Annotated in this window: 12 protein-coding genes; all 12 read right to left on the bottom strand. The window is 67.9% G+C overall.

The window, feature by feature from the left end:
- Positions 1 to 19: 19 nt before the first annotated feature.
- The 12 genes from ACLIJ1_RS03615 to ACLIJ1_RS03560 all read right to left on the bottom strand — a co-directional run bounded on the left by ACLIJ1_RS03615 (position 20) and on the right by ACLIJ1_RS03560 (position 14,668).
- Positions 20 to 751, bottom strand: a complete 732-nt coding sequence (locus tag ACLIJ1_RS03615; protein ID WP_411364107.1) for a type II secretion system protein — start codon at positions 749 to 751, stop codon at positions 20 to 22.
- Positions 752 to 776: 25 nt separating this feature from the next.
- Positions 777 to 2,090: a prepilin-type N-terminal cleavage/methylation domain-containing protein gene (locus tag ACLIJ1_RS03610; RefSeq protein ID WP_411364106.1), complete on the bottom strand. Its 1,314-nt coding sequence runs from the start codon at positions 2,088 to 2,090 to the stop codon at positions 777 to 779.
- Positions 2,087 to 3,298: a type II secretion system protein gene (locus ACLIJ1_RS03605; RefSeq protein ID WP_411364105.1), complete on the bottom strand. Its 1,212-nt coding sequence runs from the start codon at positions 3,296 to 3,298 to the stop codon at positions 2,087 to 2,089. Before ACLIJ1_RS03605 ends, ACLIJ1_RS03610 begins: the two co-directional genes overlap by 4 nt.
- Positions 3,295 to 5,490 carry a hypothetical protein gene (locus ACLIJ1_RS03600; RefSeq protein ID WP_411364104.1) on the bottom strand — a complete coding sequence of 732 codons (2,196 nt, stop codon included), beginning with the start codon at positions 5,488 to 5,490 and terminating at the stop codon, positions 3,295 to 3,297. The genes ACLIJ1_RS03605 and ACLIJ1_RS03600 overlap by 4 nt, the downstream gene beginning before the upstream one ends.
- Positions 5,490 to 6,758 (bottom strand): type II secretion system F family protein, encoded by a 1,269-nt coding sequence (locus ACLIJ1_RS03595; RefSeq protein ID WP_411364103.1) that lies wholly within the window; start codon positions 6,756 to 6,758, stop codon positions 5,490 to 5,492. Before ACLIJ1_RS03595 ends, ACLIJ1_RS03600 begins: the two co-directional genes overlap by 1 nt.
- A gap of 2 nt (positions 6,759 to 6,760) precedes the next feature.
- Positions 6,761 to 8,431: a GspE/PulE family protein gene (locus tag ACLIJ1_RS03590; RefSeq protein ID WP_411364102.1), complete on the bottom strand. Its 1,671-nt coding sequence runs from the start codon at positions 8,429 to 8,431 to the stop codon at positions 6,761 to 6,763.
- Entirely contained in the window at positions 8,415 to 9,893 is a 1,479-nt protein-coding gene (locus tag ACLIJ1_RS03585; protein ID WP_411364101.1) for an AAA family ATPase, read from the bottom strand. The genes ACLIJ1_RS03590 and ACLIJ1_RS03585 overlap by 17 nt, the downstream gene beginning before the upstream one ends.
- Positions 9,890 to 10,852, bottom strand: coding sequence for a tetratricopeptide repeat protein (locus tag ACLIJ1_RS03580; RefSeq protein WP_411364100.1), 963 nt, complete (start codon positions 10,850 to 10,852; stop codon positions 9,890 to 9,892). The genes ACLIJ1_RS03585 and ACLIJ1_RS03580 overlap by 4 nt, the downstream gene beginning before the upstream one ends.
- Positions 10,849 to 12,558: a pilus (MSHA type) biogenesis protein MshL gene (mshL, locus tag ACLIJ1_RS03575; RefSeq protein WP_411364099.1), complete on the bottom strand. Its 1,710-nt coding sequence runs from the start codon at positions 12,556 to 12,558 to the stop codon at positions 10,849 to 10,851. Before mshL ends, ACLIJ1_RS03580 begins: the two co-directional genes overlap by 4 nt.
- An 81-nt stretch (positions 12,559 to 12,639) precedes the next feature.
- The gene (locus ACLIJ1_RS03570) at positions 12,640 to 13,425 is read right to left on the bottom strand and encodes a type II secretion system protein (protein WP_411364098.1); all 786 of its coding nucleotides are present in this window, start codon (positions 13,423 to 13,425) and stop codon (positions 12,640 to 12,642) included.
- Positions 13,422 to 14,087, bottom strand: coding sequence for a hypothetical protein (locus ACLIJ1_RS03565; protein WP_411364097.1), 666 nt, complete (start codon positions 14,085 to 14,087; stop codon positions 13,422 to 13,424). The genes ACLIJ1_RS03570 and ACLIJ1_RS03565 overlap by 4 nt, the downstream gene beginning before the upstream one ends.
- Positions 14,087 to 14,668 (bottom strand): hypothetical protein, encoded by a 582-nt coding sequence (locus tag ACLIJ1_RS03560; RefSeq protein WP_411364096.1) that lies wholly within the window; start codon positions 14,666 to 14,668, stop codon positions 14,087 to 14,089. The genes ACLIJ1_RS03565 and ACLIJ1_RS03560 overlap by 1 nt, the downstream gene beginning before the upstream one ends.
- Between the last annotated feature and the right edge of the window lie 3 nt (positions 14,669 to 14,671).

Genomic DNA, 14,671 nt, shown 5'->3' with positions numbered 1-14,671 from the left:
GGGCCACCGGGCCCGGCGGTCAGCGCAGCATCTGGAAATACGCGGTCGTCACCGCCACCTGCGCCTCGTCCAGCGGATTGGCCGTGGCGGTGGAGCCCCAGGCCATGCGGTCATCCAGCGGCCAGACCTGCCCGGTGGTCACGGCCGTGGAGTTGGCCAAGCTCATGTCCCGCAACTTGCCGAAGCGGGCATCGCTCTTGCCATCGATCTCCTGGTCCAGCATGCCCACCAGTGAAAAGGTCACACGCTGCATCGTCATCACGTTGCGGGTGCGGGTGACGTAGGTCCCGACGCTCGCCCCCGGTTCGGCCCAGCTCACGCTCTGGAAGCAGACCTGCACCTCCTGCGGGTTGCCGTTGCTGTCGAGGTAGGCATAGCGGTCCTGCTGACCTTCGGTGCGGCCTTCCGGCAGCCGCACACCCGCCGCCAGGAAGGCATTGATCATGTCGTTGCCACACAGCGCCGTGCCGGCCGGCGTCGCACTGCCGTTCACCCGCCCGGTCGGATCGGTCGGGTTGTCGCCCGGCGGATAGCCGACGCCATTGACGTAGGCCTCGTAGGCCAGTTGCCACCCTTGCACAAAATCGGTCGACAGGCGCTGGTATGCGGCGGTGCGCTGCAGGTCCCGGCCCACGGCCACGGCGCCCAGCAACAGGCCGATCACCAGCAGGGAAATGCTCAGCTCCAGCAGGGTGAAGCCGCGCTGGCGGGCCTGACCGGCGCGCTCAAGAAAAGATCGGGTGGTGCTCACGGTGTTCCCCTCGGTTCGGTCGCCATCAGTAGCCGATCGCGTCGGCGCGCAGGGCATTGTTGTTCACGGAGATCGACAGGTCGGTGGCCGCAGTGGTCCGGCTCGCGAAGTCGTTGTGGTCTTGCTGTGCGGAGTCGCGCGCTTCCACGGCGAGCACCATCGAAGCGATGGCTGCCGCCGTTCCAGCGGCAGCTGTCACGATGCCGGCGGCCGCCAGGCCAATCTGGAACGAACGGGCGCCCGCACTCATGGTCGTGTCGCCCACGGCCGACAGCATTTCCTTGGCCGCATCCAGGACGGCCGAAGCCGCACCGGCAATGCCCGCGGCTGAGGCGGCGATGTCGGCCTCCGCCAGCCGGAGGGCCACGTAGAGCTGGTCTCGGTAGTCGTACAGTGCGCGCTCCATCACCAGTGCGCCGGTGGCGGCATTGAAATGCGCGTGTGAGACCGCCGTCAGCGCGCCACCGCAACGCAGTTCGGAGAACAGCTCGGCAGCGCTCATGGCGATCACCCGGTCGTCGTAGGCCTGCGTGGTGGGCGTGCGGGGAGCGGCAAAGGTCGGGTCGGCGTCGCCGGCAGTGACATTGAGGCCGTCAAAAGCCAGGCCATTGCCGTCGGCATCCAGCAGGCCCGGAGCCGCCACCACAAAGGCCACGGCGCGCCGCGTGCCCGAGGCGGACACCGCGAGCCGTCCGGCCGGCGCGGCCAGCGCGTCGGTGGCGGTGTTCAGCGCCAGGCACAGGTCGATCTGGTTGACCGACCGGGCGCCTCCCGCGGGACACGGCGGGCTGTTGGAGGCGTTGCAGGCCGTGTTCAGTGGATCGGTCCCGGTGCTCGCCTGCGTCGCCCCGAGTTGGGTTTCGGCCAGGGTCGGTATCGGCGGCATGTTCCCGTTGGGGCCGTTGCCGTTCTGCGGGCGCGGATTGGGCGTGAGCGCGCGCCGCGGGTTCATGCGGTCCAGCGCCACCGCCAGATCGCGGTCGCTGGCGGCGGTCGCCGAGGCCTCGCGGTACACGCCGTAACGCAGGCGCCCTGCCTCCGGCCGCGGCAGGCCCAGGGTCTGCCAAGGCACATAGCCGGTCTGGCGCAGCCCGCCCCCGGCGGCGCAGCTCTCGACGCCATTGGCATCCACCGCCGGGCACGGCAGGCGGTACTGCGCATGCGCAAAGCCGACCAGCGCATCGCGCGCCTGCAGCTGGGCATCCATCTGCGCCGTGCCAACGCGCTGCTTTTCCTGGAACTGCCAGTACACCGCGGCACCGATGAGCACCAGGCCCAGCGCCAGCAGCACCACGGAGAGTTCGACGAGCGAGAAGCCCGCCTGACGGTGCTTGCTCATGGTGTGAGTCCCTTCTGATCGATCACCACCGCGTTGTCCAGCGCGTCGGCAAGGGTGTTGTAGACATGGATGGCATAGGCATTGCCGGCGACCAGCTTGGCGCGCGCCGCCACCAGGTCTTCTTGCGCGGCGGTCAGGTCCTGCGCGGCCAGCACCGTCTCGGCGATGGACGCGGCCACGTTGACCGCCGCCATCACCACGACGAAGACGGTCACACCCTCGGTGTTGGCGGCCGAGGCGACGCTGAGCACCGCACTGGTCGTGGCCAGCGCCAGTCCCATCGCAGCCAGCGCCACACCGGACTCCGCACCATCCACCGCCGACTCGGCCTGGTCGATGTCGAAGCGCAGCAGCGACCAGTACTGTTGCATCACCCGCGCGGTGTCGTAGGCGGCATAGTTGGCCTGGATGGCCGACTGGGCCTCGCTGAGCCGTGCGGCGCAACCGAGCCTCGCCCCCAGATCGCCGGGCCCGACCGCGAGCATGAGGTCGTCGTAGTTCAGGTCCTGCGAACGGCCCGGCAGGTCGAAGCGGAACGAGGCACTGGCCCCTTCGGCATTGTTGCCGTCGAACTGGCGGTTTTCACCCGGGTGGGCGATCACGAAGCCTACCGGCACGCTGGCGCCGGCAGCACCGGCCCGCAGCACACCGGCTGCGGCGTTGTTCGCCGCATATCGGCGCACCACGGTACACCAGTCCAGCCCGTTGACCACCGTGCGCCGGGCCAGGGCGGCCGCGTACGAAGCACCGACCCGGGCACCCGCGGCGGACACATCGGCCGGCACGGGGCTGAGTGCGGGGAACACCGGCACCTCGGTGAAGGTCAGGCCGAGATCGGGCCAGTCCACGGCAGCCGGCACGGCCGCGAGGTCCGCCCCGCCGCCACGGTTCGCGCCGTAGTGGAGCGCCGCGAATTCGCTGCCCATGCCCAGGGTGCGCCAGGGAAAACGCACCGCGGTCGCGTCGCCGCAGTTCTCCGTTCCGCCCGTGTCCGAGGCCGCGCAAGGCAGCCGGCTGTTGGCCAGCAGGAACCCCTCGACACCGGCTTGGGCCTCGTTGAGCTGGCGTTGCATCTCTGGGCGCGTCATCGGCGCCTGCGAGGTGGCGACCCAGCGCCAGGCGATCATGCCGATGATGCCGACCACCAGCATGACGACCCCCATCTCGACCAGGGAGAAGCCGCGTTGTCTGAACGGTGGCCGCCTCATCGCGTGCCTCCCTTGATGTCCACGTTGATCAGGATGCTCTCGGCCGCACTCGGCGGCATCGGCGTCACGCCGGACCCTGTGATGTTGCAGGGCGGCGGGTTGTCGGCCCTGGCCTTGAGCGTGTCGTAGGAATCCTGCGCTGCATCGATGCGGTCGTCCGCAGCACCCAGGGAATCGTTCAGGGCGTCGATCTCCTTCTGGATCTTGGCTGGCCGGTAGTAGATGCTGTCGGAGCCAGGCGCTGCCGCGATGTTGGAGGCCGGGCCGAAGAGTTCCCCGAGCATCTGCTGGATGATGCCGTAGGTCACGAAGTCGTTTTGCTGGCAGACGTTGATCGCGGCGGTGGTGCAGGCGTCAAAGACGCTCAGTCCCGAGTGCAGCTGGTATCGACCGGCATTGAGCAGGTTGTTGTAGTTCGTCGCGTAGGACGACTGGGCCGAGTTGATCGAACCCTGGGCCGCCGTCATCGCCGATTGCGCCGCACCCAGGCCAGACTGTGCATTCGCCAGCTCGGTCACCGCCTTGTTGTATTCGTTCTGCAGCGCGGTCGGGTCCTGCAACAACGAGAGCCGTGCGGTCTTCTCCAGGCGTTGCTGCTGCAGCGCCGCTTTCGTGGTCTGGTTGGTTTCGGCCGCGATCTGCGTGTCCAGCGCCGCGATCTCTGCCTGCAGCTGGCTGACCATCGAAGTCCGGTTGGCGATCATGTTCGCGTAGTCGTCGCGGGTGGCCGTCCAGTTGGTCACCGCGTCCTGGTACCGCTGCACCTCGGCGCTGGCCGAGGTGTAGCTGTCGTTGGCGGTGCCCCAGCTGTTGGCAGACGACAGCACGGCATCGACACGGCCGTCGATCGACGACCAGTCGGTGCCCAGCCGCACCCAGTAGCGCAGGTTGGCAATGGCCTGGTTCCTCGCCGCGACGGCGTTGGCGAGTTCGGTCTGCTTGGCCGCGATCTGGTTCACGATGGCCTGCCGGTCGGCGATCGCATCGTCCAGCTCGGCCTTGGCCTGGTTCACCTGGGCGGTCAGGTCGGGCACGGTGCAGCTCAGTGAAGACGCATTCACGGAGCTGTCGGCCAGCGCCAGCGCATTGCCGGCCATCACCGCGGCCGTCACGTTGGCCGCGATCGAGGCCACGTTGGCGATGATCACCCCGGCGGTGAGCGCGGCGGCCGCCGTGTGGATGCCCGCCGCGGCGCAGGCGTTGGCGGCAATGCCCAGCGACGCGATGCAGATGACCCACTCTGCGGCGGCATTGCCGGCGTCGCTGACACCCTCGATGACCACCGCCGCGGTCTCCACCGCCGTGATCGCGGCACCGATGGAAGCGAAGATGATCGCGCGGGTCGCTGCCTCGATGTTCTCCTCCTTCATCTCGTCGACCGAGCTGGAGATGTCGTGCGCCAGTGCCACGGTGTTGATCGAGTCGGTCAGCACCTCGCAATGGAAGGCCGTGCGGAGGGCGCCGAACGAGCGGTCGAGCACGATGTCGTCGTAGGCGGCCAGCAGTGGCGCACGCTGCGGGTCTTCGAGGCCGTTGGCGGCGCTGGCGTTGGCGCCGTCAAACAGCGAGCCGTCGCCATCGGTGTCTTCGTCGCCCGGGTGGGCCAGCGCATAGGCGACCGCCCGCGCGGGCGAGGCGTTCACCTGGGCCATGTCGGCCGTCAGCGCCGTGTCGACGCCTTCCTGCAGCCGCTGGCAGAAATCGGCCAGGGTGCGGATGTTGGCCTGGTAGGGCGGGGCTTCGCGCATGGCGAAGAAGCTCGCGGCATCGTCGTCGTACTCGAGCGGCCGCCAGGAATCGTCCAGCACGGTGAGATCGAACGTGCCGGCGCCGCGCTGGACCACATAACGGATCTGGCCGATGTCGACCCCGGGGTCGGCGCCGGCCATGCGCAATGTCGTGGCCGGGAGCCAGCCTTTCTGGTCGGTGCCGCCACAGTCCTCCAGCCCGTCCCGGTCGGTGTCCGGACAAGGCAGGCGCCGGACAGCGGTGGCGAAGGTCTGCAGGGCCAGGTCGGCCTGCGACAGGTTCAGGCGCTCCAGCCTGGCGTTTTCGACCGCGGTGCGTTCGCGCCACTCCAGGTAGCCCATCGTGGACAACCCGGTGAGGACGGCAATCAGCAGCATCACCTGGAGCAGGCCAAAACCCCGCTCCAGACGAGACCGTGAACGCAGCGGTCGCACCGAACCCATCAACCCGCTCCCAGGGACTGGCTGACCGATTGGCGCACCAGGTCGTAGATCGGCAGCAGCAGCGCCACGATCAGGAAGATGAACAGGCCACCAGCCAGCAGGATCAGCGCGGGTTTGATGATTTCGCCCAGAGACTTGACCACCACGTCCAGCCGCTTGCGGTATTCGACCGCCAGGCGATCGAGCTGCTTGTCCAGCGAACCCGACTCCTCACCGACGGAGATCATGCGCACAGCCATCGGCGGGAAACCGCCGACGCGACGCATCGAGGCTCCGATGCCTTCGCCGCGGGCCACACCATCGCGCACCTTCAGCAGCCGGGCGCGGTAGTACTCGTTGGAGGTGGCGCGCGCCAGCACGTCCAGGCTCATCATGAAATCCAGACCAGCGCGCACCAGCAGCGACAGGTGCTCGCTGATGAAGGCCATGCCCGACGAGGTCGAGAGCGTGCGCAGGATCGGCAGCCGGTGCATCAGCTCGTGACAACCCAGCTTGAACCGCGGGATGCTGCGGTACATCCAGATCAGCAGCATCACCAGCACGAAGATGCCCACCAGCACCAGCACCAGCGACTGCACCAGGACGTCAGAGACGTTGATCAGCCACTGCGTCAGCGGCGGCAGTTTGGCCCGCAGCTGCTTGAACAGCTGGGCCAGGTTGGGCACCACGTAATACAGCCAGAAGAACCCGACCGCCACGATCGAGCCCAGCACCAGCAGCGGGTAGATCATGGCCGTGCGGATGTCGCGGCGGATGTCGATCAGGCGTTCGATGTGGGACGCGGCCTCGATCAGCATCTTGGGCAGCGCGCCCGACTCGTCACCGATCTCGGCCAGGTTGCGGACCGTCTCGGGAAACACGTCGGGGTGGCGGGCAAACGACTGCGTGATGCGCATGCCCGAACCCATGTCGGTGTACACACGCTTTGCAATTTCGGGCACGCCGGCGTGGCCGGACTGGTCCTCGATGAGGGTGCGCAAGGCCTCCATCATCGGCACGCCGGCCTCCAGCATGATGCCCATGTCGCGCAGGAAACCCGCCAGGTCCTCGGGGCGTACATGCCCCCGGAAGAGCTTGAGCCGCACGTCGTTGAGCGTTGTGAGCACCTGCGGCAGACGGGTCAGGGTCAGCACCGTGCCCTCGGTCTGCTGCTCCAGCCGCAGCCGGGCCGAGTGGTCCTTCTCGACCAGCAGCCGCAGGAAACCGGACTGGACCTTGCCGTGCGGCAGAAGGACCCGGTAGAAGTAGGTGCGCAGGCCTGTGCTCATGGTCAATCCAGTCCGATGGCGCGACGGATTTCTTCCATCGTGGTTTCACCGGCCAGCACGCGCCGGCGGGCCAGCCGCTCCATGGGTTTGAGTCCGCCCGCTTCGGCCAGCTCGCGCAGCCGGGACCGCGAGGCCTCCGCCACGATCGCATCGGCCATTTCGCGGCGCACCGTCAGGATTTCGTAGACCGGCACGCGTCCGCGGTAACCGGTGCCGCGGCAGTGCGCGCAGCCTGCGCCATGGAACACCTGGTCGACGCCGTCGCCGAGCCAGCGGCGCTCTTCGTCGGTGGCCGGCCGTTGTGTCTTGCAGTGCGGGCAGATGCAGCGCACCAGGCGCTGGTTGATGACGGCGACCAGGTTCTCGGCCACGGTCTCGGCATCCACGCCCAGCAGGCGCAGGCGGGGCACCACGCCGAAGATGCCGCCGACGTGCAGCGTCGAGAGCACCAGGTGACCGGTTGAGGACGCGTCCAGGGCTGCGCGGGCGGTCTCGGCGTCCCGCACTTCACCGACCAGGATGATGTCCGGATCGTGGCGCAGGAAATGGCGCATCGCGCTGGCAAAGTCGTAGCCGGCGCGGCGGTTGACCTCGGTCTGGCAGGCCACCGGCACGCGGTATTCGACCGGGTCTTCGACCGTCAGCACGTTGCGCTCCACCAGCGGCTGCACCCGCAACGCGGCGTGCAGCGTCGTGCTCTTGCCCGAGCCGGTCGGCCCGGTAATGAGGATCAGGCCGTGCGGGCGCGAGAACGAGCGCTCCATCTCGGCCACGTCTTCGTCGAGGAAGCCCAGATCCTGCAGGCGGTCAAGGTCGCTGCGTTCGGCCAGCAGGCGCAGGGCCATGCGTTCGCCGAACTCGGAAATCATGGTCGAGACACGGATCGTGTAGGCCGCATCCATCAGGCTGATGGTGAAGCTGCCGTCCTGGGGCAGACGCTGCTCGCTGGCGTCCATGTCGGCCTTGAGCTTGATGAACGCGACCAGCCGGTCCAGCGAGGGCGGCATGGCAAACATCGGCCGCAGCACGCCGTCGACCCGCATCAGCACGGTGCGGCTGTTGGCCGTGGGCGCCAGGTGCACGTCGGTGGCGCGCTCGCGCACCGCCGTGTGCAGGATCAGCTCCATCAGTCGCTCGGGACTGAAGGCGTGGTCGCGATCGTCGGCCAGCCGGCGGATCTCGATGTCGATCAGCTTCTCGACCGGGTTTTCCTGGAAGTAGTAGTGCTGATGGATCGCATCGACCACGGCGAAGAAGTCGCCCTGCCAGAAGACCGCCTCCTGCCCGACCCGGCGCTGCACGATCGCGGCCACCGCCTCGGGTTCGGCGTCGCCCAGCAGCACGCGCAGCTTGTCGCCCTCGCGCCCGATGGGCAGGAAGTTGTGCGACAGGCACAGGCTGCGGTTGAACGCCGCCGCCACATCGGCGTCGATCGCGGGCACCGAGCGGAACTCGATGTTGCGCTGGATGCCCAGCTGGCGGGCCAGATCCTTGGCGCTGAGGAACCCCAGCTCGACCAGCATCCGGCCCAGCATCTGGCCTTCCACCGCCTGCTTCTGGCGCGCGTAGTCGATCACGACCTGGCTGACCAGACCGCTGGAAACCAGCATTTCGCTCAGGCTGCGACGGCCCCCTCCCGTGGCGGCATCGGTACCGTCACTGTGCTTGTACATAGAACTTCTCCAAAATCAATGCGCTCAATGCGTCGATCTCCCCCGACGGTTCCAGGCCGATGCCCGACTGGAACCGCCGCAACGCGCTCCGGCTGCGCTCGCCCCAGAGTCCGTCCACGTCCGTGGCCGCGAGGCTGCCGTAGTGCGACAGGGCGATCTGCATCCGGGCCACGGTCGGCCGGTCCCTGAGGTCGTGGGTCGCCGTCGCAGCCTTCCAGCTCAGGCGGTGTTGTCCGTCGGCGCCCGACAGGCAGACACCCTCCTCGCGCGCCAGCCGCGCGCCCAGCAGGCGAAACGCCAGATCGGGCAGTGCTTTTTCATGCAGGGTCTGTCCGCCCGCATCGCCGCTGTCCGTCAGCGGGCACGCCGGCGTGGCCTTGTCTTCCACCGGCGTCACCGGCGCTGCGGAGGTCACTGGTGCTGCGACCGCCACCTGGACCGGTGGGGGCGCGGGCGTCTTCGCGGGCGGGACCTCTGCGCGGGTCACCACCTTGGCCTGCACCGGCACCGAGGACTGGTACCAGGCGAACCCGATCGCGCCGATCACCACGGCCAGCGCGAGGACGACCGCGACCGGCGACGGCGCAGGCTGCACAGCAGCTGTTACCGGCCGGGCGGGCGCCACGTCGGCCTTCGATCCCAGCGTCACCCGGCTGTCGTCGATGGCCTGCTTCATCAGGGCGGCGTCGATCACGCGGGCGTTGCGGGCCGCCAGGCCATACAGGCAGCGGTCCATGATCAGGTGGATCTGCCGCGGCACACCGGCCGTCTCCTTGAGCAGCATCTGGCAGGCGTCGGTCGCCAGCAGCAGGGTGCCGTCGCTGCCCGAAGACTCGAAGCGGAAACGGATGTAGTCGGCGATCTCGGTGCTGTTCAGGCCGAACAGCCGGGCGTGCTTGACCACGCGGCTGCGCAGCTGGCGCAGGTTGTGGCGCGACAGCGTGTCTTCCAGCTCGGGCTGGCCGGCCAGCAGGATCTGCAGCAGCTTTTCCTGGTCGGTCTCCAGGTTGCACAGCAGGCGGATCAACTCCAGCGAGTCTTCGGTCAGGTTCTGCGCATCGTCGACGATGAGCAGGCAGGTCTTGCCCTGGCGGTGGTTCTCCAGCAGAAAGCTATTGAGCGTGGCGATGTCGGTCGCCATGTTGCCCGTGCTCTCCAGGCCGAAGTCGTGCAGCACCGCGGCCAGCAGTTCGGTGCCTTGCAGGAAGGTGTTGAACACCAGGGCCGACACCACGTTCTTGGACGCGAGGTCGGCCATCAGGCGCCGCACCAGCGTGCTCTTGCCCATGCCGACTTCAGCGGTCAGCAGGCAGAAGCCCTTGCGCGCGAGGATGCAGTGCTCGATCTCCACCACCTGTTCGTCCAGGTGCGGCGTCGTGAAATAGCAGCCGGCATCGGGCGTGTAGGGGAACGGGTTTCGGATCAGTCCGAGCGCCGCCAGGTGGCTGTTGCGGGCGATCATCGGCTGGCCTCGTTCGGACTCTGGTCCAGCGCGGAACGCAGGACGGTGGAGCCAGGATTGGCCTTGAGCGATCGGCTCAGCACCTCACGCGCCTGATCCGGGCGCTGCTCCTGCCGTTCGATCGATGCCAGCGCCAAGCTGGCGTTTTCATCGCCAGGCAGCTTGTCGAGCAGGCGGCGGTAGAACCGCTGGGCCTTCTCGAGGTCGCCGTTGCGAAAGGCATACCAGCCTTCGGCGCGCATGCGCGCCAGCGAGCTTTCGGGCAGCCGGACCCGGATCGCCTGGATGTTGCGTGACGCGGTTGCTTCGTCGCGGGTGTCCAGCGCGCGGTTGAGCCCGTCGAACAGCTCGGCCACGTCCATGCCGGCGGTGCCCGCGGGCTCGGGCACCGGGTTCCCGGACTTGACGGACACCTCCACGTTGGCCGGGCGGGTGGCCGGCGCAGCCTTCGGCTCCGGTGCCGTTGCAGGGACCGGCTGCGCCGACAGGGTGGTCGACAGCGTCAGGCGTGGACCGACCGTGGGCAATGGTGGCTCGGCCTTGGGCAGCGCCACCGCCTGCGGGTTCGCCACTGCGGCAACCGGCGCCACCGCGGGAGCAGGAACAAGAGTGGGCGCGGGCGCGGGAACAGATGCGGGTGCGGCAGCGACCACAGCCGCCTTGGGCAACGGCGGCGGCTCCACCACGGCCACGGCAGCCGGTGGCGCCACAGAGGCCGCTGGCGCGGGAGCCGGCACCGGGGAAGGCGCGGAGCCTGACCGCTGGCCCAGCAACAGACCCGCCAGCACCCCTCCGCCCAGAAGCAGCCCGCCCAGCAGCATCGAGCGGCGCATCCAGCCCGCGGCGGATGGGGCCGGTGCAACCACTGCGGGAGGCGCAGCCGGAGACGGGGCGCCCACCACCACGGTGACGGGCGCCTGCTGTTCGTTCTGTTTCAGGGCCTGATAAATCAGACTCATAGGAGGCGGACACGCAGCACGACGATCAGTTCACGCGAGGAACGGTTGTCGCCTTCCTGTGACACCAGCTTGCCGAAGAACGGCACGTCGGCCAGGAAAGGCACTCCGCTGTTGGAGCCCGACGACTTCTGGTCGATCAGGCCACCGACCACCACCACATCGCCGTCCGAGACGTTCAACGTTGTGGTCAGACCCTTGTATGACACCTGCGGCAGGCTGACTCTGTTGAACTGGTTGACCTGGACCAGCTCCAGGCTCTTGGGGTCGACGTCGCTCTGCACCGGGTTGATCAGCAGCTCGATCTTGCCGTCGTCGCGCATCATCGGCAGCACGCCGACCATCACGCCGGAAAACACCGAGTCGGTCTGCACTTCCGACGAGGTCGTGGACGCACCGCCACCGATGTTGTTCAGGGCCGCGCTCGAACGCGACACATACTTCATGCTCGTGCCGACCGAGAGCATTGCCGGTGTGCCGTTGCGCACCTGGATATTGGGGTTGGAGAGGATCCGCAGGTTGCCGAAGGCGCGCAGGGCGTTGATGACCGCAGAGCCGTCCTTGTCCACATAGCCCAGGGCGCCGGCCGCCAGGCCGGCGGCCGAACCCAGCACACGGGAAGGAATGGTGACCGCGGTGCCCGGGTAGTTGACATTGACCCCGTTCGGACCATTGAGATTGGCAGAGCCGCCGCTGAAAGTAAGCGAGTCGACGCCGAAGTTGATCGCCAGCCGGTTGCGCAGCTGGGTCCAGTCCACGCCGAGCTGGAAACCGTCGCCGAGCTGGACGTCGATCAGCTGTGCCTCGATGTAGACCTGCTTGGTCAGCATGTCCTGCGTCTGCTTGATCAGCTTTTCCACCGAGCGCATCTGCGACGGACGGGCCTTGACGAACAGGGTGCCCGAGGTGCGGTTGAGGGTGAAGGCCTGGTTCTGGTTGGGCTGCACGACCTGGGCCGGCTCCTGCGCTGCACGGACGGTGGTGCCGTTGGGGCCGGTGGTCATCTGCTGCGGCGCGGGCGTTTCGCTGGCCGGCTTGTTCTCGCCGAGGATGGCCCGCAGGTTGCCCTCGATTTCGGTGTACGGGTCGGTGCGTTGCGTGGAGGAAGCCGTCATCGACAGGCTGCCAGAGATGGCCGAGTTGCCGGTGCTGGAGTTGGAACCGAACACGTTGCCGCCCGAGTTGAGCGACATCTGCGAGTTGACGTTCAGGAAGTTCAGCGCGAAGAACTTTTCCTCATGCAGCTTGATGCGCATGGTCTGGTTGCGGATCTCGCCGGACACGTCGTAACTGCGCAGCAGTTCGTTGAACGCCTCACGCAGCGAGACGTCCTTGAGGTACATGTCGGTGAGCGCGCCTTGCTGGACCACGGCCGGCTCGACGATCAGATTGACCTTGGCCGCGTCGGAGAACGCCGTCAGGATCTGGCTGATGGTGCCATTCGAGATCGCCACGCTGATGGTCTTGCCTTCCAGCGGGTCGTACTGCGGCGCCGCCGGTTCCACCGGCTTGGGCGTCCCGGCCTTGCGCAACTCGGCCAGAAGGCGTTGCTGTTGCTCCAGCAGCTTGCGCGACTCAGCCTGTGCCACGTCCTGCATGCGCTTGAGCGACTCCATGTCCGGATCGCTCAGGTTCTTGGCGCTTTGCGGCGGCGGTGCCACACATGCCGAAAGCAGCACAGCCGACAAAACGGCTGCAGCCTTTGCCATTACGGTCTTTTGGATGGGCATTTGGATCTTGTGCATGGCAGTGGTGGTTACAGGAAAAATCGAAGGCCGGATCCGCTCCGGTCAGGGCATGCTCTTCTTGAGCCAGCCGGCGAGCTGGGTGGGGGACTCGGCCAGGACGACATCATCGGCGTCGACACGGACAGGAGCGTTGGGACTGCTGACGCAGGAACTGTTCAGCGTATGTGGGGGGTCAAGGCGCTGGGCATCTCCGCTGCGGTCGTTCAGGGGGATGACAAGCCAATAGGCGACGTTCATTACACGGTTGCTGCCGCAGTTGATCGCGCCGGCCGCACCAGCGTCACCGGTGAGATGGGGCTGCGACGCCGAAAGGGCCAGACCCGCGCTGTTGCCCAGCGCCACGATCAGGTCGTTGATGTCCTGAAAACTCCGGTCACCGGCCACATCGCCGGTGCGCTCTGTCGTCACCGCGAGATCGGCGTCCTGGGCCGCCGTGCCGTTGGCGGCGCGGTACACGGCGTAGCGGGCACGCAGGGCCTCCTGCGGCACCTCCATGTCCATCGCCACATACGGAAACCAGCCCACCGACTGCCCCGAGGTGCACACGCCGCCAGTCAGGGACTCGTAGCCAGTCGCGGTGGCGCCACCATCGGGACAAGGCAGGCGGCCGTGACGCATGGCAAAAGCGCGCAGGCTGCCCTGCATCTGGCGCGCCAGCGACTGCGCCTGCTCGCGCTCCTGTTGCTCGGACACGGTCTGGTACGCGGAGAAGGACGCCCAGCTGAGCAGGCCGGCGACCACCAGCACTATCGTGACTTCCAGCAACGAGAAGCCCCGGCTGCGCCGCGCGGTCGCCGTGGAGAACGGTGCGAACGCGAGCGCCTTCATGGCTGCTTCACCGGTTTGGCCAGCGTGGCGTTGGCGTAGCTCTGCAGGGCGGCCGAACCCTGGCTGATCTGGTCGCTCAGGTTGCGCATCTCGGCCAGGATCTGCTGGCGGCGCGCTACATCCTTCGGGGCCGAGCTGGCAGCCACTACCTGCAACTCCTTGCCCAGCGCCTGCACCCGCGCAGACTGCTCCAGCATCTGGCGCATGGTCTGGAAGTAGCGTGGATCAAAGACGCCACGCCCCAGCACCTCAACCTCGTCCATCAGCGACTGCACCTCGGCAATCGTGACGTTCGGGCCCTTGGCCTGGAGATCGGCGAGCTTCTTGCGCACCTGCTCGCGCACCTTGCGGCGCTCTTCCCGCGACATCTCGGTCACCGGCGCCGCACCGGCAGATGCAGCAGGGTCGGCAGCACCCGCTGCCGGCGGGTTCATCCAGGGAGCCCGCGGGGTGCCGGCGGCCACCGACGTACCGTCCGCCCCGCGGGTGGTGTTCGAAGGCGGAGTCAGACCGCCCGGGGCCGCCGACGGGGCACCCGCGGCGGACCGGCTCGCATCGGCGGAGGTCGCGCTGTTGGGCGCCGGGTTCGCCAGCCAGTACCCGCCCAGGAAGGCGAGCACGACGACGCCCAGAACGCCTCCGACGAGCGCCCCTCTGTTCATCAATTGCCCTTCACCCGCGACGGGAACGCACCCAGCACGCGCAGCCGCTCCAGGGGCACCGCCACCTGCAGCTCTTCCTTGCCGTAGGCAAAGCTCACCGAGCCGACCTGGATCGCGCTGACCACCAGCCCGTCACCCACCGGGTCACCCACCTTCACCAGGGCGCCATTCACGATGGCCTTGCGCTCGGAACCCTCAACCACCACGCTGACCTTGGGCAGGGGAATCGCGTTCAGCGGTGCGCGCACATGGGCCACTCGCAGCGGACCGGCGGCTGCGACCGGCTTGCTGTCGGCCGACAGGGCAAACAGGCTGTCGAAGCTGTCGATCGGGCGGATGCCCGGGTTGACGCTGGCGGCCATCAGGCCGGCGGGGCGCCGGGCTGCCGAGTCCAGCAGGGCCTGCAGCGAAGTCTTGAGTTCGGCCTGATCGGACACGTCCTGCGGCGACAACGGCGGCAGGGACGTCTGGATCGGGGCCGGTGCACGCCGTTCCGCGCCAATGCGGTGGCCGATCGCACCGACCGCCAGCAGAAGCAGCACGGAGGCGACGAGGCTGAGGGTCAGGGCAACGTATTTCATCGG

The organism is Hydrogenophaga sp. RWCD_12, assembly GCF_046604225.1.
In the GTDB taxonomy this organism is placed as follows: Bacteria; Pseudomonadota; Gammaproteobacteria; order Burkholderiales; family Burkholderiaceae_C; genus Hydrogenophaga.
The sequence above is the reverse complement of the archived record's forward strand: the minus strand, read 5'-3'. Positions and strand labels throughout refer to the sequence as shown.